Source organism: Paenibacillus sp. sgz302115 (assembly GCF_056120445.1).
Genome location: NZ_JBVYOK010000013.1, coordinates 89,431 through 114,919, shown reverse-complemented (window position 1 = coordinate 114,919; position 25,489 = coordinate 89,431). Strand labels below are relative to the sequence as shown.

At 53.6% G+C, this 25,489-nt stretch carries 25 protein-coding genes; 19 read left to right on the top strand and 6 right to left on the bottom strand.

The annotated features are described in order from the left end of the window. The first annotated feature begins 119 nt into the window (after window positions 1-119). The 15 genes from AC0LWN_RS22030 to AC0LWN_RS21960 all read left to right on the top strand — a co-directional run bounded on the left by AC0LWN_RS22030 (window position 120) and on the right by AC0LWN_RS21960 (window position 13,627). Window positions 120-662: a MarR family winged helix-turn-helix transcriptional regulator gene (locus AC0LWN_RS22030; RefSeq protein WP_474669096.1), complete on the top strand. Its 543-nt coding sequence runs from the start codon at window positions 120-122 to the stop codon at window positions 660-662. Window positions 663-769: 107 nt separating this feature from the next. Further along, window positions 770-2,224: an aryl-sulfate sulfotransferase gene (locus tag AC0LWN_RS22025; protein ID WP_474669094.1), complete on the top strand. Its 1,455-nt coding sequence runs from the start codon at window positions 770-772 to the stop codon at window positions 2,222-2,224. Window positions 2,225-2,254: 30 nt separating this feature from the next. Further along, complete coding sequence (locus AC0LWN_RS22020) at window positions 2,255-3,256, top strand: ABC transporter substrate-binding protein (RefSeq protein ID WP_474669092.1); 1,002 nt, start codon at window positions 2,255-2,257, stop codon at window positions 3,254-3,256. A gap of 22 nt (window positions 3,257-3,278) precedes the next feature. Then, window positions 3,279-4,055, top strand: coding sequence for an ABC transporter ATP-binding protein (locus AC0LWN_RS22015; RefSeq protein ID WP_474669090.1), 777 nt, complete (start codon window positions 3,279-3,281; stop codon window positions 4,053-4,055). A gap of 18 nt (window positions 4,056-4,073) precedes the next feature. Beyond that, window positions 4,074-4,850, top strand: coding sequence for an ABC transporter permease (locus AC0LWN_RS22010; RefSeq protein ID WP_474669245.1), 777 nt, complete (start codon window positions 4,074-4,076; stop codon window positions 4,848-4,850). Between the two features lie 106 nt (window positions 4,851-4,956). Continuing rightward, window positions 4,957-5,394, top strand: coding sequence for a MarR family winged helix-turn-helix transcriptional regulator (locus AC0LWN_RS22005; RefSeq protein WP_474669087.1), 438 nt, complete (start codon window positions 4,957-4,959; stop codon window positions 5,392-5,394). A 70-nt stretch (window positions 5,395-5,464) separates the two neighbouring features. Next, a complete protein-coding gene (locus AC0LWN_RS22000) occupies window positions 5,465-6,583 on the top strand; it encodes an alpha/beta hydrolase family protein (protein ID WP_474669085.1) in 1,119 nt (372 codons plus the stop codon). A gap of 148 nt (window positions 6,584-6,731) precedes the next feature. After that, on the top strand, window positions 6,732-7,664 hold the full coding sequence (locus tag AC0LWN_RS21995) for a phosphotransferase (protein WP_474669083.1): 933 nt from the start codon (window positions 6,732-6,734) through the stop codon (window positions 7,662-7,664). A gap of 164 nt (window positions 7,665-7,828) precedes the next feature. Beyond that, on the top strand, window positions 7,829-8,941 hold the full coding sequence (locus AC0LWN_RS21990; protein ID WP_474669081.1) for an ABC transporter substrate-binding protein: 1,113 nt from the start codon (window positions 7,829-7,831) through the stop codon (window positions 8,939-8,941). Window positions 8,942-9,041: 100 nt separating this feature from the next. Next, on the top strand, window positions 9,042-9,965 hold the full coding sequence (locus tag AC0LWN_RS21985) for an ABC transporter permease (protein ID WP_474669079.1): 924 nt from the start codon (window positions 9,042-9,044) through the stop codon (window positions 9,963-9,965). After that, on the top strand, window positions 9,962-10,762 hold the full coding sequence (locus tag AC0LWN_RS21980; protein ID WP_474669077.1) for an ABC transporter permease: 801 nt from the start codon (window positions 9,962-9,964) through the stop codon (window positions 10,760-10,762). Before AC0LWN_RS21985 ends, AC0LWN_RS21980 begins: the two co-directional genes overlap by 4 nt. Before the next feature lie 19 nt (window positions 10,763-10,781). Continuing rightward, entirely contained in the window at window positions 10,782-11,828 is a 1,047-nt protein-coding gene (locus tag AC0LWN_RS21975; RefSeq protein WP_474669075.1) for an ABC transporter ATP-binding protein, read from the top strand. A gap of 126 nt (window positions 11,829-11,954) precedes the next feature. After that, complete coding sequence (locus AC0LWN_RS21970; protein WP_474669073.1) at window positions 11,955-12,848, top strand: alkaline phosphatase family protein; 894 nt, start codon at window positions 11,955-11,957, stop codon at window positions 12,846-12,848. 97 nt (window positions 12,849-12,945) lie between these two features. After that, window positions 12,946-13,266: a hypothetical protein gene (locus tag AC0LWN_RS21965; protein WP_458965520.1), complete on the top strand. Its 321-nt coding sequence runs from the start codon at window positions 12,946-12,948 to the stop codon at window positions 13,264-13,266. Between the two features lie 124 nt (window positions 13,267-13,390). Then, window positions 13,391-13,627, top strand: coding sequence for a DUF6953 family protein (locus tag AC0LWN_RS21960; protein WP_019914084.1), 237 nt, complete (start codon window positions 13,391-13,393; stop codon window positions 13,625-13,627). Window positions 13,628-13,765: 138 nt separating this feature from the next. On the opposite strand, the gene AC0LWN_RS21955 is transcribed toward AC0LWN_RS21960, so the two are convergent. Further along, entirely contained in the window at window positions 13,766-14,089 is a 324-nt protein-coding gene (locus AC0LWN_RS21955; RefSeq protein WP_474669071.1) for a hypothetical protein, read from the bottom strand. Between the two features lie 96 nt (window positions 14,090-14,185). Then, complete coding sequence (locus AC0LWN_RS21950) at window positions 14,186-16,519, bottom strand: UvrD-helicase domain-containing protein (RefSeq protein WP_474669069.1); 2,334 nt, start codon at window positions 16,517-16,519, stop codon at window positions 14,186-14,188. 190 nt (window positions 16,520-16,709) lie between these two features. On the opposite strand from AC0LWN_RS21950, the gene AC0LWN_RS21945 reads away from it, so the two are divergent. Beyond that, window positions 16,710-17,156 (top strand): hypothetical protein, encoded by a 447-nt coding sequence (locus AC0LWN_RS21945; protein ID WP_474669066.1) that lies wholly within the window; start codon window positions 16,710-16,712, stop codon window positions 17,154-17,156. 271 nt (window positions 17,157-17,427) lie between these two features. On the opposite strand, the gene AC0LWN_RS21940 is transcribed toward AC0LWN_RS21945, so the two are convergent. Then, a complete protein-coding gene (locus AC0LWN_RS21940; RefSeq protein WP_474669064.1) occupies window positions 17,428-18,291 on the bottom strand; it encodes a Cof-type HAD-IIB family hydrolase in 864 nt (287 codons plus the stop codon). Between the two features lie 221 nt (window positions 18,292-18,512). Here AC0LWN_RS21940 and AC0LWN_RS21935 point away from each other — a divergent pair, with 221 nt between their 5' ends. Continuing rightward, on the top strand, window positions 18,513-19,754 hold the full coding sequence (locus AC0LWN_RS21935; RefSeq protein ID WP_474669061.1) for a DUF445 domain-containing protein: 1,242 nt from the start codon (window positions 18,513-18,515) through the stop codon (window positions 19,752-19,754). 104 nt (window positions 19,755-19,858) lie between these two features. Here AC0LWN_RS21935 and AC0LWN_RS21930 read toward each other — a convergent pair whose 3' ends face one another. The 3 genes from AC0LWN_RS21930 to AC0LWN_RS21920 all read right to left on the bottom strand — a co-directional run bounded on the left by AC0LWN_RS21930 (window position 19,859) and on the right by AC0LWN_RS21920 (window position 22,368). Continuing rightward, complete coding sequence (locus AC0LWN_RS21930; RefSeq protein WP_458965525.1) at window positions 19,859-20,185, bottom strand: P-II family nitrogen regulator; 327 nt, start codon at window positions 20,183-20,185, stop codon at window positions 19,859-19,861. 173 nt (window positions 20,186-20,358) lie between these two features. After that, complete coding sequence (locus tag AC0LWN_RS21925; RefSeq protein ID WP_474669059.1) at window positions 20,359-21,465, bottom strand: glycosyltransferase family 4 protein; 1,107 nt, start codon at window positions 21,463-21,465, stop codon at window positions 20,359-20,361. An 84-nt stretch (window positions 21,466-21,549) separates the two neighbouring features. Further along, the gene (locus AC0LWN_RS21920; protein ID WP_474669057.1) at window positions 21,550-22,368 is read right to left on the bottom strand and encodes a hypothetical protein; all 819 of its coding nucleotides are present in this window, start codon (window positions 22,366-22,368) and stop codon (window positions 21,550-21,552) included. Window positions 22,369-22,663: 295 nt separating this feature from the next. Here AC0LWN_RS21920 and AC0LWN_RS21915 point away from each other — a divergent pair, with 295 nt between their 5' ends. Both AC0LWN_RS21915 and pulA read left to right on the top strand, forming a co-directional pair. Further along, entirely contained in the window at window positions 22,664-23,299 is a 636-nt protein-coding gene (locus AC0LWN_RS21915) for a C39 family peptidase (RefSeq protein WP_474669055.1), read from the top strand. Window positions 23,300-23,377: 78 nt separating this feature from the next. Continuing rightward, window positions 23,378-25,336, top strand: coding sequence for a type I pullulanase (gene pulA, locus AC0LWN_RS21910; RefSeq protein ID WP_474669053.1), 1,959 nt, complete (start codon window positions 23,378-23,380; stop codon window positions 25,334-25,336). The last annotated feature ends 153 nt before the right edge of the window (window positions 25,337-25,489 follow it).

The window sequence follows — 25,489 nt, the reverse complement described above, 5'->3', positions numbered from 1 at the left end:
CCGCCAAAGGCTCCCGAGTATATCCCGCATAAGGGGATGTTCCGGGGGTCTTTTTGTGGTTCAAAGGTGTTACGCCTTGTTGTATAGGGTATCTGATTACTGGAAAGCAGGGGAAACGAATGGATGATAAGCAGTGGGAGCGATTGGAGGAAGCGGATGATCTGTTCCGCAGAATGGTGCGGAGATTCGTGAAGGAGCGTGACCGGGTAAGCGTGGAGGGTATTGCTCTACCGGGCATGCTGATTCTGCAAAAAATTATCCGTGACGGTGAACAGCGTCTCGGCGATCTCGCGGAGCAGCTGGATTTCACCTCAGGCGCCATAACAGCGCTGAGCGATAAGCTGGAGTCGGGTGGATACACGGTGCGCAGACGCAAGGAGAATGACCGGCGCACGGTGCTGCTCGATATTACGGCGAAAGGGCGGGAGATGGTTGCGCGCAACGGCAACATCGGGGCCCGATGTATTACGCTTCTGTTCGAGGGATTTACGGCAGAGGAACTGGAGCAGCAGGCCCGCTTTTATGAGCGGATTATCGGCAATCTGGAAGGATTCTCGGAGACGCTGCTCAAGCTGGCGGAGCAAAATGCCGAGCCGCCCCTTCTGCAGACCCGTGAACAGAAGCCACGCGCAAGTGTGAAGAAGAACTATCTCAGCTACTGAAAATGGAAGCTTATGCTTACAAAACTTATGCGTAGCTTCCGAAGCGAGTTTTGTACGAAGTGAGATCAAGGAAGCCTATGCTTACAAAACTTTGAGGAGGATGAATCATGGGACATTCAACCGTATATCCAACAGGAGCAACGGTATACAATCCCGGCAAAGCGTGGAGCGGCTACACCGTATTCCAGGCGGGCGACGAGGGGGTTGTGCTGATTGATATGAGCGGCAAGGAGGTGCATTTGTGGCAGGGGCTGATCGGGTTTCCGGCCAAAATCCTTCCTGGCGGCTACGTGCTCGGCAGCACGGGACGAAGAGATCCGAAGTTTGGGATTCAGGATAATGTCGATCTGGTGCAAGTTGATTGGGAAGGCAATGTGGTCTGGAAATATAACAGCTACGAGCATATCGAGGACCCCGGCTATGAGCCGCTATGGTATGCGCGCCAGCATCATGATTACCAGCGGGAGGGCAATCCGGTCGGTTACTATACTCCCGGCCTTGAACCTTCAGCTAACAGTGGTAAAACATTGATTCTAGCCCATAAGAATTTGCATAATCACCAGATTTCCGACAAGCAGCTGCTGGATGACACGATTATTGAAGTGGACTGGGAGGGCAATATTATCTGGGAGTGGGCGGCTAGTGACCATTTTGATGAGCTGGGTTTTGACGAGGCGGCGCGCAATGTCCTGTTCCGCGATCCGAACACCCGCTCCTTCGGTGATCTGGGCGGCGGTGTAGGCGACTGGCTGCATATTAATTCGGCTTCGTATGTGGGACCGAACAAATTCTATGATAACGGAGATGAGCGTTTCCATCCCGACAACATTATCTGGGACGCCCGGGAGGCGAATATTATCGCCATCACTGACAAGCGGACCGGGGCTATTGTCTGGCGGCTGGGACCGGACTACTCGCTGCCTGAAGTAAAGCATATCGACTGGATTATCGGCCAGCATCACGCGCACATTATTCCGAAGGGGCTGCCGGGCGAAGGCAATCTGCTGGTGTTCGACAACGGCGGCTGGGGCGGGTATGGCCTGCCGAATCCTTCTTCACCTTTTGGGCAAAAGAATGCGCTTCGCGACCACTCCCGGGTGCTGGAAATCAATCCGGTAACGCTGGATATTGAATGGCAGTATACCTCTGCAGAGGCAGGGTTCTCTGTTCCGACCGATTCCTATAAATTCTACAGTCCATATATCAGCTCGGCCCAGCGGCTTCCGAACGGCAATACGCTGATTACCGAAGGCTCGAATGGCCGCTTGTTCGAAGTGACGGCAGAGCATGAGCTAGTGTGGGAGTATATCTCCCCTTACACCGACCGCAGAAATACGAATATGGTCTACCGTTCCTACCGCGTGCCTTATGCCTGGGTACCGCAACTGGCGAAGCCGCAGGAAAATGCCATTGAGCCGATAGAGGTATCCACCTTCAGAGTGCCGGGAGCCGCGCCAAAAGGCTCAGATTCTGTGGTTAATGTAGCAACAACGCTGCCGTTCATGGAGGGAGCTGCTTGTGTGGCTACTGCGGATGAGGGCGGCGGCCGGAGAAACAGCTAGCGAAATTCATAAACGAAGAGGTGCATAATTTTGAAAAAATCATGGTATCACTCAGCAGTTCTGCTCTTATCTTTGTCTATAGTGCTGGTGCTGTCCGGTTGCAGCTCCAAGGGGGATGCGGCGGCATCCACCTTGAAGATTAAAATTGCCGACATCAATACGAACCCGACCTTCCGGGTGGCCGTGGATAAAGGAATCTTTGCCAAACACGGCATTGAGGCGGAAATCGTCAACTTCGGGACTCCGGCGGAGGGTGTGAATGCGCTCTTCATCAAGCAGGTGGACATAGCTTTCGGCGCCGACTTCCCGGTGCTTAATGCCGTTGCCAAAGGGGAGTATTCGATTATTGCTTCCGCCGGTCAGGCCACAGATCAGGCTGCGGCGGTATGGAAGCTGTTCGTAAAGGATGATATCAAGTCGGCGGCTGATTTGAAGGGTAAAAAACTAAGCTTCATGCGCGGCACTTTTCTGCCGTACCTGTGGGATGAATATTTGAAGGAACAGGGCCTCGCGTTAAGTGATGTAACGTTGACGGGACAAGGCGCTTTTGACGAAGCCTTCATTGCACTGAAGCAAGGTGATGTAGATGCCGCCTGGTTCAGCGGCTCAGCGCTGACCGGCAAACTTGCCGCGCTTGAAGGCGTGCATGAGCTGACCGACATGTCCAAGACCCCGGTTCGGCTGGGGATGGGGATAGTAGCCGGGAATACGTTCGTGCAGGCCAATCCGGGTGGAATCGGGGAATTCCTGGCAGCGGTGGATGAAGCTTCGACCTATGCCCAGGAGCATCCTGAAGAAGTGGCTGACCTGATGTTCAAGGATGTGAAGCAGCCGAAAGAAGCTACGCTGAAGGACCTGCCGAAGAGCCCCTGGAAGGTTGGATTTACACAGGCTGCGTATGACAGTCTCGCGGGACAAAAGAAATATATGGTCGATACGGGTATCATTAAGCAGGACTTTGACCTGAACAGCAAGCTGAATCTGGAGCCGCTTAAAAAGGCGCTGCCGGATAAGGTGACATATTCGAAATAACCAAATTTTCAGGAGGTGCCCCATGTCCTTATCTGCCAAACAGCATGCCATTTATATCGAGCAGCTCCGCAAAAGCTACAGTGAGCCTGCCGCCGGTGACGTGCATTACATTATCAAAGATGTGAATCTGGTGATCAAAGGCGGTGAATTCTTCGTGCTGCTTGGGCCGAGCGGCTGCGGGAAATCGACACTCCTGAATATGATTGCCGGGTTTGTCTCCAAATCCGGCGGCAATCTGAGAGTGGACAATGTAGAGGTGAATAAGCCGGGCAGAGACCGGGCGGTTGTGTTCCAGCAGGCGGACTCGTCCCTATTCCCTTGGTTGACCGTCCGGGAGAATGTGGAATTCGGACTGCGGATGAAGAAGATGCCCAAATTGGAGCGCCGGGCCATCTCGGACCGCTATATCGGGCTGGTTGGGCTGAACGGGCATGAGGAGAAGTTCCCGAAGGAGCTGTCAGGCGGCATGAAGCAGCGGGTGCAGCTCGCCCGGGTGCTGGCAAATGATCCGGCCATTCTGCTGATGGATGAACCCTTCGGCGCGTTGGATGCGATGACCCGGCGGACGATGCAGAAGGAACTGGTCCACATCTGGCGCGAGACGCATAAAACCGTTATTTTTGTGACGCATGATATTCAGGAGGCCCTGCTGCTGGGCGAGCGGATCGGTATTATGTCTGTTGGCCCCTCTTCTAATATCACTGACATTTACGATAATTCGCTGCCCTTCCCGCGGGATGTGGCTTCGCCGGAATTCTACTCGCTGTACCATCAAATTCAGAGCCACTTCGAAGAATAGGATAGGGTGTGATACATGATGAAATGGGTGGAGAAAAAATGGGTGTCCGTCTCCCTGCTGTGGATTGCAGCATTGTGCATCTGGCAGTTGGGCGCTTGGGTGTATGGTCCTGATGTGATCCCCGGCCCCTGGAGCACCCTTAAGGGTGGGCAGGAGCTGATTGCGGACGGTACCTTGCTGCAGTATATCGGCATCAGCTTTTACCGGGTGCTGGTTGGCTGGGTGCTCGGCAGTCTGCTGGCTATTCCTGTGGGGCTGATTATTGGAAAAGTAAATATCATCCGCATTTTTGCCGAGCCGTTCCTGAATTTCATCCGCTTTATTCCGCCGATTGCCTTCATCACGCTGTTCCTGGTCTGGTTCGGCATCGGGGAGCAGTCGAAGATTGCGCTGATTATGTATGCGACCTTTTTCATTGTGGTGCTGAATACCTTAACGGGTGTAATGTCGGTGGAGGAGGACAAAATCCGTTCCGCCCGCAGCATGGGGGCAGGCGAGTGGCAGATTCTGCTGCATGTCATTGTACCGGCTACGATTCCGTATATCTTCACGGGGGTGCGGCTGGCGATGGGAACCTCCTACATGGCCATCATCGGCGCAGAAATGATTGCCTCAAACGAAGGGGTTGGCTATCTCATCTGGAATTCGCGGTTGTTCTTCCGCACGGACTGGATTTTTGTCGGGCTATTCTGCCTGGGGTTCATGGGCTTTGCTACGGACCGGCTGTTCGGCTGGTTTGGCCGCAAAGTGCTCTTCCGCTACGGCGTGGTCAGTGTGGCGGCGCGGAGAAGATAAAGCTGGTAGTAGGAAGAGCTTCTTACAGTATGCCGGCAAAAGCCCTTGACAACACAAGTTGTTGGAACTACTATAGTTATAACAACTTGTTGGGGCGGGTGGAACTTTGGATAGCGGGTACGATTATACAGAACTGCTTGGATATCAGATTATCAAGGGCGAGGTGCTGATCAAGCGCAAGATGCTAAGCGTTTTTATGGAGAGGGGTTATGATCTTACCTTTGAGCAATGGACCGTGCTGAATGTGCTTTATGCGGAGCCTGGAATCAATCAGAGCGAGATTGCCGTCAGAACCTTCAAGGACAAGACCAATGTTACGCGTATTCTGGATGTGCTTGCTAAGAAGGGCTACGTGGCCCGCGAAGCGCATGGCAAGGACCGCCGGAGCTATCAGATTTATCTGACGGCAGCGGGAGAGAAAATGTTCGCTGATCTTATCCCTCATGTGCAGCAGTTTAACGAACAATTCAGGAAAGATATCCCTGATGAGGAGTTGGCGCAGTTCATTCATACTTTAGAGAAAATTTGCCGGAACGCACAATAAGTTTTTTTTACTCATATAGTTGCTATAGCTATTATATATATAACTACTATTAGTGAAGGGGATGGCAATCATGATAGAGTTAACGGTGAAGGAGCGGTTTGCGTTCCGGTTTGTTTTTAATGAAAAGAGAGTGTATCAGCGCTGGTATGGCCGGTTTTTAATGTTCGGGCTGGATTATGGAAGGCTCCGGAGAGTGGTGGCGAGAGTTGGCGATTGGCGTCAGTGGTGTCAGGTCTGGACCAAGGAGGGCGATGAGGTGTACCGCAAAGCGGAGCGGGCACTGGCCGAAGGCAGTCTGGGTACAGCCAAGGCCCTATTCCATCAAGCTGTGGCCTGCTACCATGCGGGACAGCATATCTTTTTTATCGACAGCGGGCAGAAGGAGGCTACGCAGGACAAGGCAAGAAAAAGCTATGTCCGGGCGCTCTCCTTATACAGCGAAGCGGAGAAGCCTGTAAGAGTGGATATCCCGTATCGTGGGGTCAACATCCCGGGCTATTTAAGGAAAGCGGACACTGAAGGCAGACCGCTGATTATTTTTGTGAATGGCATGGACAATATTAAGGAGGCGGAGGGACATCATTTCAGCGAAGTGTTTAACCGGCAGGGCTTTAATTTCTTCACGTTTGACGGACCGGGCCAGGGCGAGATGTGGCGTACAATGAAATTTGATTCCCGTGATTACCATTCAGCAGTTTCAGCAGTGATAGACTGGTTTGAACAGCAGCCGCCCTGCGGGATTGATCTGGAGAGAATCGGCCTCGTCGGCTTCAGCCTGGGCGGTTATTTGGCGCCTGAGGCCGCAGCCCGTGATCCCCGGGTGAAATGTACGGCCGGCAATAGCGGGCTGGTCTATATCGGCGGAATCCAGGGGCTGGGGAAATTGAATCCGATCTGGCAGCGCGGGGTTACGTATATGACGGGAGTTAAGACGCTGGAGGAGGCACTTTCCCAGTTCAATTATGATATTGATGATGCACCTGCTCTGCGCTCACCGCTGCTTTTTTTCCATGCGGGTCGTGATGAGGTGATGCCTGCGCCCAAGACCCATGCAGATAAAATGGTGAACTGGGCCAAGGGAGAAACCACACTGAGATACATGGAGGATGCCGAGCATTGTACGATGAATTATCTGGATGAAGTCTTCCCGGAAATTCTGGACTGGTTCAAGAAGCAGCTGCGCATGTAGCTCAGCCCCGAACAACGCCTATAGACAAGGTAAAGAGCTGGCTGGATAACCGGGCAGTTCTTTATTCTTATATAGGGAAAGGATATTATATATATTTTTCAATGCAGGTATCCTAAAATAAGCTCAAATCCCAAGAGGAGGCAGAGCGATGGATCAGCAGTTCATTACGAATATTAGTGAATTAGTCAAGGCAGAATTTCATGCAGCATTAGGTTCAATCAAGGACATCGGAGGCGGATTTTACGGCAGGGTGTTTTTGGTTGAGATGGATGCGCCGCCATACCGGCTGGTTATAAAAGTATACAACCGGACTGGACTTAACACCCGTGAGCAAGCCCAATTAACCACACTTGGCGAGTATTCGACGCTCCCTATGCCCAAGGTGTATTTTGTGCATCACAAGAGTGATACAATCCCTCTTGATGTCTTGGGTATGGAATACATAGAAGGTATCAATGCGGGTGAGATTTATGATATGCCTGAGGAAAACAGAAAAAGAATCGCTGATCAAATTATCGACAACCTTATTGCCTATCACAGTGTGATCCATCCGGAGGGATTCGGCGAACTGAACTCGGGCACCTACACGAAAGATTGGAACGAGTATTACAAGCCAAAGGTTGATCTCATATTTGAAAAAGCAGCGAAAATGCATAAGAACAAGCAGCTGGATGATGAGGTCTATGAGACTGTACAATCCGCCTATGAGAATTATGAGAAAATCTTTGGGGAGAAGGTAGAGCATGCGCGGCTGATCCACGGTGATTATAATATGTGGAATGTTATGCTCGAACAAGACCAGTCAGCTGCTGCAGCGGTCATTGACCCGTTTAACTGCTGCTGGGCGGATGCCGAATTGGATCTGTACCAGCTCAGTAATGCCAACGGCAAATATTTTGGGCTGCTGGATAATTACCGGTCGAAGATTCCGCTGAGCAGAAATTTTGAAATCAAAAATAGCTTCTATGAGCTGTTTACTGAAATCATGCACTTTTACGATGCCAATGTAGATGTCTCCCACTCCAATATTAAAGAGGAAGCGAAACAATTAAGAATGCAGATGAAGAAGCTCTTGGAATAGGCTTCGAAGCAAGGCTCCGCTATGCGGAGCTTTTTTTTGTTTACAAATGCTGTCATTTCACTTAATTCCGGGCGAATAATGGCCCCCTATACTTCAGTTGGGCAGCGTACAGCTTGGATCAGAGAGAACGCCCGCAAATCAGAAATAGGAGTGATAGGGAAATCATGAAAAAAAGATTTACGCAAATCATGTCCATGGGTCTGCTGTTGTCCTTGCTCGTCCTGTTGCTTGCCGGTTGTGCCAACTCGGAAGCCAAAGCTGATGAAGGAAATGGAAATGCCGGAGTGAAAGAGCTGAGCCTGTCCGAAATTGAAGCAGAGGCTACCAAAGAAGGCTCTGTGGTTAGTGTGGGTATGCCGGATACCTGGGCGAACTGGAAGGATACCTGGAATGATATTACGAGCAAGTATGAAATTAAGCATACAGATACCGATATGTCGAGCGCGGAGGAAATCGCCAAGTTCGAAGCGGAGAAGGATAAGCCGACGGCAGATATTGGCGATGTGGGTATCGCTTTCGGTCCGGTTGCGGTGGAGAAGGGGGTAACCCAGCCCTATAAAACCTCTTATTGGGATGAGATCCCGGATTGGGCCAAGGATAAGGACGGCAACTGGATTGTAGGCTACCAGGGCAGCATCTCCTTCCTGACCAATACGAAGCTTGTGGCTAACCCGCCAAAAAGCTGGGAGGATCTGAAGAACGGCAACTATAAAATCATTGTTGGCGATGTCACTAAGGCGGCGCAGGCGCAGATGGCTGTGCTTGCTGCAGCGATTGCTTTTGGCGGAGATGAGTCGAATATTGAGCCGGGGATTGCATTCTTTGAGGATCTTGCGAAGAAGGGCCGTCTCTCCAATGCCGAGGCTTCACTCGCGAACATTGAGAAGGGCGAAGTGGAAGTAACGCTGCTGTGGGATTTCAACGCGCTGAACTATAAGGATCAGATCGACAAGAGTGGATTTGACGTGGCGATTCCGAAGGAGGGCAGTGTAGTGAGCGGTTATGCGACGGTCATCAACAAATGGGCTCCGCACCCGAATGCTGCCAAGCTGACGCGTGAGTACATTCTCAGCGACGAAGGCCAGATTAATCTGGCAAAAGGCTATGCCCGTCCGATCCGCGACAGCGTGAAGCTGCCGGAGGATGTGGCTGCCAAGCTGCTTCCGAAAGAGGAATATGTCAACGCCAAGCCGGTTGGCGACTATAAAGTATGGGAAGAGACTGCAAAGAGCCTTCCGCAGCTATGGCAGGAACGTGTGCTTGTACACTTGAACTAGTCGGGTCCCCTGCGGGCCGGCTTCATATAAGAGAGTAAGGGCGCCTTTGCTGTATGCCTGAGGCGCCCGCTTTGTATTCTATGCGAGAGGAGCACCCGAGATGAAACAGAGGAAGCGCGGTGTGATTCTGGCCCTGGCTCCGTTTGTGCTGATGGTGCTGGCGTTTCAGGTGGTGCCCGTAGTGTCGATGCTGTCGGGCAGCTTCCGGGATGCGGATGGAAAAGGCTTCACCCTGGGCAACTATCAGCATGCGCTGACCAGCGCCTATTATATGCAGGCGATCAAGAACAGCCTGCTGATCTCAGTCTTCTCCAGCCTGCTTGGGCTGGCTGTGGGGCTTGTATGCGCGTATTGTATCACGCGTTTTGCACCAGCCGTACGTGACCGGCTGCTAATGTTGTCCAACATGACCTCGAATTTCGCCGGAGTCCCGCTGGCTTTTGCCTACATTATTCTGCTGGGGAACAATGGGGTGTTCACACTGCTGTTTAAGCAATGGGGCTGGAGCGTGTTCGACGGCTTCAACCTGTACAGTTGGTCCGGCCTGATTCTGGTGTATGTGTATTTCCAGATTCCGCTGGCTTTATTGCTGCTGTATCCGGCGTTCTACGGCATCAGGGAGCAGTGGAGAGAGGCGGCGGCTCTGCTGGGAGCCGGACCCTGGCAGTTCTGGAAGACCGTCGGTCTGCCGGTGCTGTCCCCGGCGATCTTCGGCACACTTGGCATTCTCTTTGCCAATGCGATGGGGGCGTATGCCACCGCTTATGCGCTGGTTGGCGGGAATTACAATCTGCTCGCTGTCCGCATTGGCTCGCTGGTTGCCGGCGATGTGGTGACTCAGCCGCAAATGGGCAGCACCTTAGCGGTTCTGCTCGCGCTTAGTACACTGCTTGCGGTATTTCTCAATCAGCGGATGGTGCGCCGCATGGAGGGCTTCAGCGGCAAAAGAACAGCCGCACGGGAGCAGAGCAGCAGCCTGTTCAGACGCCGCTGGGCAGCCGTGCGGGAGGAGGCGGGCCAATGAATACACGCAAGGCGGGCGTTGCCCCGCGTACCTTCATGCTCCTGCTCATGGTATATCTGCTGCTGCCGCTGCTGGCTACGGGGCTGTATGCTTTTGCCCAGGATTGGCAGAATACACTGCTGCCCCGCACCTGGACATTGAGCTGGTTCAGTGATATGTTCAAGGATTTACGCTTTTTGGATGCGCTGTGGACCTCACTGTATCTGTGTGTGATCAGCGTTCTGCTCAGTTTAGCCGTGATGCTGCCCGCTGTGTTTGTCATTACGGTCTATTTTCCGCGCTGGGAGAGCTTTATGAAAGGGATCGTTGTTCTGCCTTACGCTGTGCCGGGTGTGGTCGCCGCCGTCGGCTTAATCCGTGCCTATTCGTCTGGTCCGTTCGACATTTCCGGGACCGCTTATATGCTGGTCGGGGCTTATTTTGTGGTCATTCTGCCATATATGTATCAGGGCATCCGCAATAGTCTGCTCAGCGTATCCGCCGTGGAGCTGCTGAATGCCGCTGAGCTGCTTGGGGCACGGAGACGGACCGCCTTTGTAAATGTTATTCTACCGAATATTTGGCCCGGGGTGATCGTCTCCGCGCTGCTGTCGTTCTCCGTGCTGTTCGGGGAATTCGTACTGACGAACATGCTGGTTGGAGGGCATATCCAGACGATTCAGGTCTATTTGTATCAGCGGGTCGGCGAAAGCGGGCATTTGGCCAGTGCGATTGCGATCTCCTATTTTGTGTTTATCCTGCTGCTGTCGGCGGTGCTGATGAAGCTGGGCAAAAAGATTGGCGGCCAAGCGAAGTAATGACTGGGAGGGACACGGAATGAAGAAGGATTATTTGAGGCTGCAGGGGGTCCGCAAAGTTTTTGACGATGCCCCTGTGCTGGCCGGAGTGGATCTGAACATCGCCGAAGGGGAGCTTGTAACCCTGCTGGGTCCGTCGGGATGCGGCAAAAGCACGCTCCTGCGCTGCATCGCAGGGCTCACCGAACTGGACAGCGGCAGCATCCTGCTTGCGGACAAGGAGCTGACGAAGCTGCCGCCGCGCAGCAGGGATGTAGGCATGGTGTTCCAATCCTATGCGCTGTTCCCCAATCTGACCGTAAGCCAGAATGTGGAATACGGGATGCGCATGCGCGGGGTTGCCCCGGCAGCGCGGCGCACCCGCTGCGGGGAGCTGCTCGCGATGGTCGATCTCGAGGACAAGCGCGATGTCTACCCGCAGTCGCTGTCCGGCGGACAGCAGCAGCGGGTGGCGCTGGCCCGCTCGCTGGCCGTCCAGCCCAAGCTGCTGCTGCTGGACGAACCGCTCAGCGCGCTCGACGCCAAAATCCGCAAGAATCTGCGCGCGGAAATCCGCGACATTCAGCGGCGGCTGGGCATGACGACGCTGTTCGTCACCCACGACCAGGAGGAAGCGCTGATTCTGTCGGACTGGATTTGCATCATGAACAAGGGGCGGATTGTTCAGGAGGGCTCCCCGGAGCAGCTCTACACTGCGCCGCGTACAGAATTTGCTGCCAGGTTCATGGGCAGCTATAATGTTTTGAGCCGCAGCGAGGCGCTGGCGCTGTTCCGCAGAATTGACAGCAGGGCGGACAGCTTCGCCATCCGTCCCGAAGCGGTGACGCTGCTGGCAGAAGGTGAAGCGATTCAAGATGATGCAGACGGCATGATGGATGTGAGAGGAAGGGTTGAGTCTGTGTCTGTGCTGGGCAATATTATTCGTACGGTTGTTTTGGCGGAAGGAATCCAGCTCACGGTAGATCTGCTCAACGACGGCCGTTGGCTGCGGGTAAGGGAAGGCGATAACGTCATTCTGCTGCTTGATCCGTCCCAGCTGCTGCATCTGGAGCAGGAAGGGGCATAAGAAGCGCGGCTTGCGCGGCAGGAGCGGTCAAGAGGGAAGAATAATCTGATCTGTAGACTCAATCATGCCCGATCTTGTGCGGGAGCACTTTGTTAGGGCTGGTTGTTCATGGGAGGCGGGAGACTTATGACGGAATCAGCTAACAAGCTTATCGTGGTTGTGCTCGATGGACTGCGGTATGACGCAGCCCGCAAGTATATGGGCTATATGGAGCATCTGGTGGAGCAGGGGCAGTTGTCGTGCTACAAGGTACAGTCGGAGCTGCCCAGCCTGTCGCGTCCGCTGTATGAGGTGCTGCTGACAGGCACACCGGTGTCGCGAAACGGAATTACCGCCAATCATATCGTCCGGCTGAGCCGTGAGATGAGTGTGTTCCATCTGGCTGTCGCCGCTAACCTGCGTACAGCCGCAGCCGCGTACCACTGGGTCAGCGAGCTGTACAGCTCGGCGCCTTTTGACCCTGTGTCGGACCGGCACCAGCATAATGTCCTGAAGCCGATTCAGCACGGTAGCCTCTACTTCGAGGATCATTACCCGGATAGCCATGTATTCGCAGACGCTGAATATTTGCGGGTGGCCTATGACCCGCATTTTCTGTATATTCATACGATGAATATTGATGATGCCGGACACCGCTTTGGCGGCGAAAGCAAGGAATACGAGCTTGCGGTCCGCAGGGTGGACGGATTGCTCGCTACCGTGCTGCCGCAGTGGATGGAGCAGGGCTACAGGGTGCTGGTTACAGCCGACCACGGAATGAACGCAAACGGATTTCATGGCGGGGGCACTCCGGCGGAGCGGCATGTGCCGCTCTATACCTTTGGTGAAGAGGTGTTATCCCTGGAAAAAGAGGTCCAGGCGCTCCCCCAGCTACGGCTCGCCCCGCTAATGTGCCACTGTCTCGGAATTCAGCCATCTGCGGCGATGACTACGGAAGGGCTGCCGCCTTTCGTGCCGGCGGACCCGCACCAAGCAGAAGGGGAAGCTGCGGAAAATATAAAACAAAATAGTTTGGAATAACTGCTATTTTTAATAGGTTGATACAAGAAAATGCATATCTATTTACAGGATGATTTTGTATAATTTTTAGTACATTAACGTATAGGAGGGCTTGTTTGTGAGTAGTTCGAGAGCTTTGAAATGGATTACGGGTTCGTTTGAAATTATTTTGGCAATTCCGCTTCTTGGTGCTGCGATTGTAATCGGAAGCGGGTACACTGTACTCGGGTTAACCTTCATTCTTCACATCATAACGCTGGTGTTATCATCGAAGAATAGGGAACCGTTCTACGGCTCAGTGCTCGGAATCATAACCTCGGTGCTCGCATGGATTCCATTTTTGGGCTGGGTCCTGCATCTGATCACCGGCGTTCTGCTTATGGTAACTGCAGCACAGAAGCCACGCCAGACAGACCATTTTAATACATACCAAGGTTAAGGAGCGGTAATAGCCCGGACCTGCTCGACTTATAACCCGATTCGGTTGTTTCCCGAATCGGGTTATATTCATGTTATAATGGGAAAGCATTTTAGAAGATTTTGCTGGAAGGAGCAGTACCCGGATGGAAGCAACTGCACAAGAGGTAGCGGAGTGGATGGTCAAGGAAATCCGCTTTACGGGAACCCTGTACCAGACCGCTGCGATTGAATACGTGAAGGCCAATTTCGGCGAGCAATTTGTATTTGTGAATGAGAACGGAAATGCCTCTTTGTCCAAGGATGTAAAGAAGGCTTTCCGCAAGCTGCACGCGGGAAGAATAGCCTGGGACCGCGACGGCTTTCTGTGGGCCTGGACCTGAGATTCCCCTGCGCTGCTTGGACTCCTGGGTCAGCCCAGGTGGCTATTAGTGACTCCGAATGCATAAATGTGCTTAATAAAAGTGACCGCTGCTGTGATAGCTGGCGGTCACTTTTTTTGTTGTTGAAGCCGCCGCGGGCTACTGGGCGTGAAACAACGGCAGAAATGCCGTTGCTGTAGCCGCTGCGGGCTGCTGAGCATGAAACAACGGCAGAAATGCCGTTGCTGGAGCCGCTGCGGGCTGCTGGACGTGAAACAACAGCAGAAATGCCGTTGCTGGTCCCGCTGCGGGCTGCTGGACGTGAAACAACAGCAGAAATGCCGTTGCTGGTCCCGCCGCGAGCTGCCGGGCGTGAAACAACGGCAGAAATGCCGTTGTTGGTCCCGCCGCGGGCTGCTGGGCGTGAAACAACGGCAGAAATGCCGTTGTTGGTTCCGCCGCGGGCTGCCGGGCGTGAAACAACGGCAGAAATGCCGTTGCTGGAGCCGCCGCAGGCTGCTGGTCCCCGAGCAGTCGATCCCTTTCTCAATACTCCAACCGGCAGCCATATAGCTCCTGTTACACCGGAACTACACGGCTGCTTTTTTCCATAGGGGAGCTGCAGAGCGGGCAGGGCTTGGAGGACAAATGATCCTCCAAGCCGCCAGCCTTCATCCGCGTCCAGCCCGGACAGCTGCTGCCGGTGCAATTCCAGACGGGAACGGTGTGTGTCCTTCCTCCTGCCGCTGCGCCGGAGGATTGGAATCTTGCCGCCGGTGTTCGGCTTATGGCGGCTGAGGCCGGGGCCGGAGAAGCGGAGACAGCAGAGCGGAAGGCGGACAGCATGAAGCGGGAGACCTCCGCTTTCTTACCCCGGTGTTTTGCGGGCGAGCTGATGAACAGCTCCTCGCGGGCTCTGGTCACGGCCACATAGGCCAGTCGCCGCTCCTCTTCAAGCGCGGCGTGACCGGCTGCGTTGCCTACGATTACCGTGCTGCTTCCGCTGCCAGGTGTCTTGGCTGTCTTCCGGTCCTTCAGCCGGTCGCCCTCCAGGGCGGAGCTGTGGGGAAGAATGCCCTCCGATGCGCCGATCAGGAAGACCACCGGGAATTCCAGCCCCTTCGACTTGTGGATAGTCATCAGCGCAATCCGGTTGCCCTGCTCCTTAATCCCGGGCTGGCGGCTCTGCTCATTGCGTTCGGCAACATTATCAATGAACTCAAGAAACACAGGGACACTGTCGAACCGTTCGGCAGAGGCTTCAAGCTCATCGAGCATTTCTTTCAGCATCTCCCTGTGCAGAGTGGCCTGATGCCGTTCGTTGGCTTCAATGAAGTAGTCATAGAAGACTGTACGGATCTGCCGGATGGCCTGGACGGGGGTTAACTGAATGAGACCACGGATCAGTTCCAGCCGTTCCCGCAGCTTAACGGCCTTGAAATCCTCCATGCCCGGCAGCGACAAAAGATGAATCAGCGGTCCCTGCTTCGGCTGAATGGCTTCCAGCCGGCGGATGTGGTTCATCCCCTTTTCCCGGTTCAAATAGAGGGTTGGCAGGATATTCTCCATCGCGGCGAAATTGCGCCGGTTGACCGACAGCCGCAGATGGTCCAGCACCGGAGAGATCAGCCAATGCTCATAGAGCAGCTGGCCTTCACCGTAATCAACGTAGGGAATATCCCGCAGGAGCAGCAGCTCCAGCAGAGCCCGGTTGCTGCTTGAAGCGCGGTACAGCAAGGCGAAATCGCTGTATTCCCTTGCTCCGCTCCCGACCTCGCTCACAATATGGTCCACGATTTGCTCGGCCTCCTCGTCCGCCGTCTGCGGGCGCAGATAGCGGGGCTGGCTGCCGCTGCCTTTGGCGGCTTGCAGCGTTTTGGATCTCCGGCGCGAATTGTGCCGGATAATTCCGTTGCCGAGGCCGACAATCGCGGGGCCGGAGCGGTAATTGATATCGAGCGTAATCACCTTGGCATTCGGATACAGCTTCTCGAACTCAAGAATGAACTCGCTGCGTGCTCCGTTGAAGGAATAGATCGTCTGGTCATCATCGCCGACGACCATCAGATTATGCTGCGGATAGGCAATCATTTTGACAAGCTCATACTGCAGCGCATTGGTATCCTGGAACTCATCGACCATCACGTACAGAAATCTCATCTGCAGCTCCTGCAGCAGCGCCGGCTTCTCCCGCAGCATCCGGTAGGCGATCAGCAGCACATCGTCGAAGTCGATTTTGAAATTGTCGGTCTTCCACTGCTCGTAGAGCAGCAGTACAGCTTTCATCTCCTTCTCGGCTGTTGACGTTTCCGGGAGAGCATCCGGCTCGCTCAGGTTCATCTTGCAGGAGGAGAGCAGGGCGAGCAGTGTTTCCGGCGGATAGGCATCCTTCGGCAGCCCCAGCTCACGCATGATCTGCTTCAGCAGAATATGCTGGCGGCGCGTTTCATTGAAGATCTCCTGCTGGACTCCCTGGCGGCGCAGGAAATAGAGGCAAAAAGAGTGGAACGTGCGGGTCTGCAGGCGGGCGGCATCACTCTCGCTGACTCCCGGCAGCAGGGCAATCCGTTCGCGCATTTCCGCAGCCGCTTTATTGGAGAAGGTCAGCAGCAGCAGTTGGCTCGGGGAGATCCCCCGCACTGACATCAAGTACCCGGCACGGCAAATCAGCACCGAGGTTTTGCCTGAGCCTGCCCCGGCCAGCGTCAGCAGCGGCCCCTGATGATGCCGCACGGCAGCGATCTGCGGGAGGTTGAGCAGAATTCCGCCCTCCTCCAGCCTGCGGAAGTAAGCAGCATCGCTATCCCCCGGCTTCACCGTCTCCCGGCTTGTCCGGGCGGAGGCGATTTTCGCCTGCGGAATCCGCTCGCCGGTAGCGCCCAGCGGTATGTTATGAAATAAAAGCTTGTTCATTCTATTCACCTTCGTTTATGTATGCATCCCGAAGCTTGCGGCAGGTCTGCACTTTTTCAAATAAGATGTGGTGTCACACCCTGGGTTCATTGAATAGTCTAACTATTATCCTTGTGATCAGAAATCCAATATTTGGAAATGAGCGATCGTGATGGGCAATATCGTCAGGAACAGGAAACCGGCAGCAAAAATGAACCGTTCTGTCCCGCTTGCGGGTCCGCAGAAATCTTTTTTGTACAGCGATCCGAAGTACGGGTTCAGCATCAGGCTGCCCCGCAGGTGGAAATGCTACACTGTCATCAAAAGAAGAACACGGCTGAGCGATGCGGAATACGGCGTCTTTTTCCTTTTTAAGTATAAAGGCAAGGTGTACGAATCAGCACTCACTTTTCTTGTGTACCACATGACTCTGAAGCAGTGGCGTGATCAGGGGTATGATGAATCTCCCATCACCCGGCTGGCTGCGCGCAATGGGCGGATTTTTGCCTATACGGTTCCTGAAGAGCTTCCTGAAGAGTTTCTCGATAAAACGGGGTATGACTACGATTATAAAAAATACGGCAGACCCATTCGCATACTCTCAAGTATGGTGAATGACGATGTCCCCAAAATCGTAAAAACTTTCAAACTTAAATAAAACAAGCTGCGCGCGATATATTGCATATTCATTTTTTTGACAGTTTGTTCTAAAATATTACACAAAGCATTAATTTGTATAAAAATAAATATCTGCTGATTGCGGCAGGTTACCCATCGTAAAGAGATTTGGAGGAATCACGTGTTTATTCCCATACTTGATGCCCTGACAATGGATGAAAAAGTAGCTGTTCTTGTTTTCCTGGCAGTAAATTTAGGCGGGATCTATTACATCGGCCGCAGCCGCGCCGGACGCCGCTGAACTGTTTGAACTATTTCCTCTCCAAAAGATGTCTTATCCCCACAGCCACACCATTCTCCGCATTGCTCCGCGTAACAAAGTCGGCCGTTTCCTTGAGAATCGGTGCGGCATTCTCCATGGCAATTCTATAGCCGGCCATCTCGAACATCGGCAGATCATTGTAGCTGTCGCCCATGACCGCCACTTGATCAGCAGGAATACCGTAATACGCCGCCAGCATACCGACACCAGCGCCTTTATTGGCATCCTTATGGTTAATTTCAATATTATTCTCATGTGAAGCGGTAATGATCAGCCCGGGAATCGCTGCAAATCGCGTAGAGGCTTCCTTCAGCAGATCAAGGTTCAGAGAAAAAGCCAACGTTTTATAGATCACGTTCTCCTCCTTGCTCCAGACCTCCTCCATCTTCTCCACATAGGTTACCGCAGCCTGCCGGAACTGTTTGCCCACTATTGCCTTCAGCAGCCAGCGCAGATCTTCCGGGACCTCCTCATCCTTAAGCGTCGCGAGCTTCTCCAGGTACACCCGCTTGTCTAGCTCAACATACACGGTATCCTGTGTGTATACTTCATAATACAATTCAGGAATTTCATTCATCCAGCGCATGGCGGGAATAATGTCCTCCTTGTCCAGCGGTGTGCTTCCCGCCAGTGTACGGTCCGGCAGTATAACAGCCGCGCCGTTCAGACTGACCACCGGGCATTCCAGATCCGCGAGCCGCAGCTGCCGTTCAGCGTCCATATACGAGCGTCCGGTAGCGATCATCACAATGTGACCTAGGCTTTGGGCGTGCACGATGGCCTCGCGGTTCTCCGGGCTAATGATGCCTTCCTCATTCAGCAGTGTTCCGTCCATATCCAGTGCAATCAGCATGTTGTTGTTCTCCTTTTCCTGTACTAGAGTTGTCTGTATTTTATCATTTTATCTCTGAAAGTTAAAAATCCATTTTCATGAAAGGGACTTTTGCCCCGGCGTGACAAAGGCTGCGGGCGATTTTCAGAAAGGAGTTCAGTCGTGGTACAATGAGAGGTAGGCTTGAAGTACTGATTATATTGGATTATGGTCTCACGTTATTAAGCAAGGGGGAACAACGAATGAAATCCAGGAATTTAGCCACAATCTCGCTGGCTGTGATGGCCTGCGGTTTTCTGATTACACTGTTTTTGCCGGAAAATTTGGCGGTTGTGCTGCTTAGGGGCGGCTTTGAGGCCGGGCTTGTAGGGGGGATTGCCGACTGGTTCGCGGTTACTGCGCTGTTCCGCCACCCGCTCGGTCTGCCGATTCCTCATACCTCTCTGCTGCTGAAGAACCGGGATAAAATTATTCAGTCATTGATTTCCGCGATGGAAAATGAGCTGCTGAACAAGGCGAGTATCGAGAACAAGCTGCGCAAAGTCCGCATTGTATCACTGGGCGGCAAGATGCTGACCCGGCTGTTCGCCAGAAAAAAAGCGCGGGCCGAGCTGCTGGAGCAGCTTAGCGGCTTCGTACGGAAGCTTCCGGTAGAACAGGCTGTTCCGTATCTTCAGACGGCTGTGGCCGATTATATCCGCGAAGCTGAGCTAGGGGTTACCGCTGATAAAATAACCACCAGACTCATGAACGACGGCAAGGATCTCGCCGCTCTGGATTATGCGCTCGAAGGGATCTCCGGCTGGGCCGCCCGTCCCGCCACACGGGCCATGCTCGGCAAGATCGCCAGCGAGAAGCTGGCCGAGGTGAAGCTCGGTGGACTTAAGGGTATGGCTTTTCAAGCTTTTGTCGGATTTGTGGATGCCGATATGCTGGGGGAAATGCTGCAGGGCATGCTGCAGTCCGGCATCCGCGATTTCCGCGAAGAGGACAGCCCGTACCGCGATGAGATTATCCGGGAAATCCGCGTCGCCATCTTCCAACTGGTAAATGATGAGGCGCGGATTGCAAAGATTAAAGAGTGGGCGCTGAACGAGCTTCAGGGCGAGGCCGTCACAGCATTTCTGCAGGAGCAGCTTGAGCATTTGCGCGGCAAGGCCGCTAGTCTGCTGGAAGAGGAGCAAGCTGCTGGCGGACGCAAGCTGTTTGGGTTATATGCCAAGCTGGCCCGCCGTGTCGCCAAGGAGCAGCAATGGATTCAGGGCTGGGAGGAGCGGATTCGCGCGTCCCTAATCGCCTTCGTAGAGGCTAACCACTACCGGCTGGGACTTCTGGTTAAGGAGAATCTGGATCAGATGGATGATGCCAGTCTCGTGAAGATGCTGGAGGAGAAGGTGGGCAAGGATCTGCAGTGGATTCGGGTCAACGGTGCGGTATGCGGCTTTGTCGTGGGGCTTGTGCTTACCGTTATTCAGATGTTTTGAAGATTGATTAGAACATGAAGAGGCAGCAAGCTGCACCGCTGGACAGGAATCCTGTATCCGGGCAGGCAACTTGCTGCCTCTTTATTATTATTTGCAGTGCGAGCTTATAATTGATTTTTGCCGTTGCTGATTGTGTGGGCTTCCTGTACAGGCAGCACGAATATTTTACCGTCTCCGAACGACCCCTGCTCACCGGTTCTTGCTGTTCTCATAATAATGCTGATTACATCGTCCTTCTCATCATCATTGATGACAATCATCAGCAGCTTCTTGGAAATTTGGTTGTAATGATTGGTTCCCACCTGAATCCCTCTTTGCTTCCCGCGGCCGAGCAGATCCATTTTGCTGATGGAGGGGAAGCCGGCGAGGAGCAATTCAGCCATGACTTCATCCGCTTTCTCGGGTCTGACTATAGCTTTGATCATTAACATAATGATGCACCCTTTCTACAGCGAATTATGTGTTGTAGGGGGTTGCCTTTATGGCAACGCTTACATTTCGAGTATAAGCTTAACTGAGGCTGTATCCAGCGATAAGAATCACAAATTCCTTGTTACAGATTGTCGCATAGCAGGGAGGCGGCTGAAGGAGGAACAACCACCTGCTATTGCGATTGCGGCAAAAGAGAACGGTACAGCTCCTCCAGCGCCGCCGCCGTATGCTCCCACCCGAAGGTCTGCAGCGCATCGCTGCGCCCCTGCAGTCCGATCCCGGCTGCGCGCTGCGGTTCGCGGCCAAGCTGCAGCAGACGTCTGGCGAAGGGTGCCGCCTCGCGATAGCGATCCACCAAATATCCGTTGTGGCCGGATACAATGATCTCCCGGATGCCGCCAATATTAGAGGCTATGACCGGCAGACCAGAGGCCATCGCCTCCACGTTCACCAGCCCAAAGGATTCATGTCTTTGGGACGGGCAGACGAAGCAGTCGGCAGCCTGATACAGGCGGTGAATCTCTTCGTGGGCAATGTTTCCCGTAAAATACACGGAAACCCCCAGCAGGCGTGCCAATAGCTTAAGCCGCCGGATATACGGCGGTTTGCCTTCGCCTGCAATTACCAGCTGGGCCGGTAATTTTGTGTTCAACAGGCGCACAGCTCTAATCAGCACAGGGACCCCCTTGCGGGGAATCACCCTGCCGACGAAAAGTACGGTGAACACAGGAGGAAGCTGGCACAAGTTACGGATATGCAGCTTCTCTGAAGTCTCCAGAGGGGAGAAGCGGGTCAGGTCGGCACCCAGCGGCACAACGCGAATGCGCTTGCTTAGGCCGGAGAAGCGCCGGGAGAGCCGCTGCTGCAAAGAGCGGCTGTTGGCGGCAATAAGATCGGCTTTGGTCAAGCTGCGGGCGATTCTGGAGTCCGCCGGGACAAAGGTCAGGGAGTGGAGGAACAGGAGCACCGGCGTGTGCGGATGCCGCCGCTTTAGGGCGGCCATCAGCAGCGGGCGGTTATCCACCTGAATCACATCGAAGCGCTCTTCTTCCAGAAAGCCCAGAACGGAGGCGAGATAACGCGCAGGACTGCCTGAAGACAGACGGATGATGCGTACCTGCTCTAATTCTGCGGATTCAGGCAGTCCGGGTGACTTTCTGCTCAATACAGTGACCTTATGCTGGCGGGCCAGCTTTCGGGCAATCGCCCAAATGCAGATTTCTACTGAGCCGTCTCCCGGCACCGGGAACTTCTCCGGCGCAACAATACAGATATGCATGGTACAAGCCTCCTCCGTCCGCTTGGTCTGCTCTTTACCTACCATATGCCAGCCGGCAGGAGGAAGACACAGCCGCTAGTGGAATCAGGCGGCGATTTGCTTAGCGGAGGCAGCGATGATCCCGGCAACCTTTTGTTCAAGCTCAATGAGCTTTTGCTTGCTGGCCGCAATTTGCCGGTGGCCGGAGACAAGTGCAGACAAGGACGGTCCGGCCAGGACAGGATTCTTCTTGCGGATGGCGGTTTTGAAGCCGCTCCAATCTGCAGACAATCGCTTGTTCAGGGCCGAGGCAACACTTTTCTGGGATTTGATTGCCGCCTGCGGACTTTCAATCCCGGCCAATGTCTTGCGTACTGCAGCCATCTTCTTAGTCCGGGTCTCCTTGGCGGCCTTAAGCTGCGCCTCTTTGTCGCGGATATCCTGCCGTGCGAGCTGGACGAGAATTTTCATTGCATCTGCCTGGGTCCGCAGTACGGAATTCAGTGTCTTGTCCTTCATTCCTTTAAGCAGGGAAATACGGTTATTAAGCGCACTGTATTGATCAAAAAGCGGCTGATAGCGGTTCTTGGTGCTGGCAACGACAGCGGTAAGCTTGGTCACAGTGGCCTGATCAATGGTCTTGATCTGTTCCTTCACCACAAGGAGTGACTGTGCGTTGCTGTCATGAAGCTTGCGAAGCTGCTCTTCTCTGCTGTCGTATTGCGCTGACAAGGCCGCTAGATCACTGTATTGGCTCTTCAGGTTTGCTCTTGCGGAAGAATCCGCGACTGCGGCGGTCAGCTCAAAAGCGGCCTGAATAGAAGGGGTCAGCTCCGTCCCGGAAGCTCTTGCAGGAACGGCTGACAGCGGCAGCATGAGCAGCAGCGACAGCAGTGTCAGCGCAGCGGTCTTAAGTATATTCATTATTCTCCTCCTTCTGTTATCCGCAGCGCTGAAGACAACAAAAAAAGCACCCGCAGTAAAGGCAAATAAGCCTTTATTACGGGTGCTTCCGTCGTAACAGGTTACGAATAAAATATTTATTTAAACTATAGATGATCCTTCCTATATAAGTCAATATTTTCATTTTAATTTTTTTGCTGGAAAAGGCTTGTTCATTTTCTTTCCCTCCGTCACTTGTCGTATACTGTGATCACAGGACACCGGAGAGTCTGGAGCAGCGCCGGATCACGCTGGAGGAGGCTTGGTTAGAACCCTCATGAGAACGATACAGTCTAAGCATCAGTTGAAGGTGGAGCCGTACACGCAGTGGGAACCGGGAGTATCCTCTCCAGGCTCCGCCTGCGGACCGGCTACTATGGCCGCATTAATGGAATATTGGCATACGCATAACGGCCGTGGGTTCATCCCGGGCACAGGTCATTTTGACTCCAAGGCAGCGCATATTAATTATATATACAGCCATCATGGCGGAGCTCCTTGGGGCATGAGTGTACGCAGCTTTACCCGGGGAGTGGAGGCTTACCTCAAGGCAGCTCTTCCGTATGAAGAACGCAGGCATAAGCCGGTTCGGGTATCCGCTTTTAACGGGATGGAGAGGTATAAGGCCGAAATTGATGCGGCACGTCCCGTAGCAGTCAAATTCGACAAATGGTTCAGCTTCCGGTGGCGGGAGAGATATGCCTATGATTATCATTGGGTGCTGGGCATCGGTTATGATGAGACGGATAAAGGTACCGGACCGGTGCTTATTGTTCAAGACAATGGGATACGCCATAAGACCGGCGGCTTTACACCCGGGAAAGAACGCCGTATCCCTTATCAGCCCAATCAGGATATTATCACGATGGTAGCGCTGAATATAGCTGAAGTGCCTAGAATATCATCAGTCTAATCCAATTCAAACGTTTGCACAAATCCGGAAATAAAGTTATAATATCCAATTATTAAAGGGTAAAGGAGACCGATTGCGTTGTCCGTACAAAGGGAAATGGAAGAAGCCATTTATTATGGCGATCCTGCGGCTACAAATGGCATCTCTGTATTCGAGCAGGATTTTGACGAGCTGTTCAGCTATGACGGCGATGATCTGGGCATTATTTATACACCTGTTTCTTCTGCATTTTGTCTATGGGCGCCGACCGCTCTGGAGGCGGAGGTTGTGCTCTATGATTCGTGGCAGCAGGCTGAAGGACGCCGCTTGCCGATGGCTCGTGACGTCCGGGGGACCTGGAGACTGACGATTCCGGGTGATTTGGAAGGAAAACTCTACACGTACCGTGTGCGAATTGAGGATCAGTGGAATGAGGCGGCTGATCCTTATGCGCGGGCTGTTGGAGTGAATGGGGACAGAGCCGCAATTATTGATCTGCGCAAGACCGATCCCGAGCGGTGGACCGGGGATAAGCCGCCTTTCGGCAATCCTGTGGATGCAGTTATCTATGAGCTTCATCTGCGTGATTTGTCCATTCATCCAGCCAGCGGAATTGCTCACAAAGGCCAGTTCCTCGGCCTGGCCGAAGAAGGCACGCGCGGTCCGGGGGGGATTCTGACCGGGCTCGATCATATTGCCGATCTTGGAGTCACGCATGTTCAACTGATGCCAGTTTACGACTATGCGACCGAGAGCGTGGATGAGACCAGGCTGGACCAGCCCCAGTATAACTGGGGTTACGATCCGAAGAATTACAATGCGCCGGAGGGTTCTTATGCTACTGATCCATTCATCCCGGGAGTACGCATTACAGAGCTGAAGACAATGATTCAAGCGCTGCATGACCGCGGCCTGCGTGTGATCATGGATGTTGTCTACAATCATGTGTATGACGGTTACCGCGTTAATTTCACCAAGCTGGTTCCCGGCTATTACCTCCGCTATAAGCGGGACGGCAGCCTGTCCAACGGCTCCGGCTGCGGCAATGACGCTGCCACCGAGCGTCTGATGATGTCCCGCTTCATTGTGGATTCGGTGCTTTACTGGGCCAAGGAATATCATCTCGACGGCTTCCGCTTCGACTTAATGGGGCTTATGGATGTAGATACGATGGCGGAAATCCGCCGCCGTCTGGATGAGCTTGACTCCTCAATTATAACCATCGGTGAGGGCTGGATTATGGAGACGGAGCTTGCCCCGGAAAGGCTTGCCAATCAGAGTAACGCAGATGTGCTGCCGGGGATCGGGCAGTTCAACGACGGCTTCCGCGATGCGGTGAAGGGCAATATTTTCCGCTTTGAGGAGCCGGGGTTTGTCGGCGGAGGATCAGGTCTGGAGCCGTGGGTCAAGACAGGCATTACCGGGGGAGTGGTGTTCGGACAGACCAGCGGCCAATTCGCCGATGAGCCGCAGCAGTGCGTGAACTATGTGGAATGCCATGATAACCATACCTTATGGGATAAAATCGTCCTGTCCTCCCCGGGACAAAGCGACAAACAGCGCAGAGCGATGCACCGCTTGGCTTCGGCGATGGTGCTGACGAGCCAGGGAATTCCTTTCCTTCATGCAGGACAAGAGTTTATGCGTACTAAGAACGGTGTGGACAACAGCTTCAAATCAAAGACTGAGATCAATTGGCTCGATTGGGAGCGCTGTGCCGGGCATGCGGATGATGTAGCTTATATGAAAAGACTGATCGCCCTCCGCCGGGAGCATCCGGCCTTCCGTATGCACAGCGCGGAGGAAATCCGTGCGAACCTGATCTTCGAGAAGGCTCCGGCCGGCGCGCTCGCATATACCCTGCGCGGCCATGCCGGAGGCGATTCAGCCGAGCATCTGTACGTGGTATACAACTCTAATCCGTCTGGATCAACGCTTAAGCTGCCTGCGCTCGGAGCATGGGAGCCGCTGCTGGGTGAAGAGCTGGCGTTAATGGAAGCAGATGGACGGCTGACGGTTCAGGGCATCGGCATGGTGGTACTGGCGATCCAAGCTTAGCCGGACTAACGCAGAAAAGATGAGGGTAAGTCAATAATTGGACTGTCTTGCGGGTAGAGCCTTCTGCCTGCAGGACGGTCTTTTTTTAATAATGGCTATGTTAAATTAGATTGTTGATTTATGACCAAAGTATAACACGCCAACTCATAATTT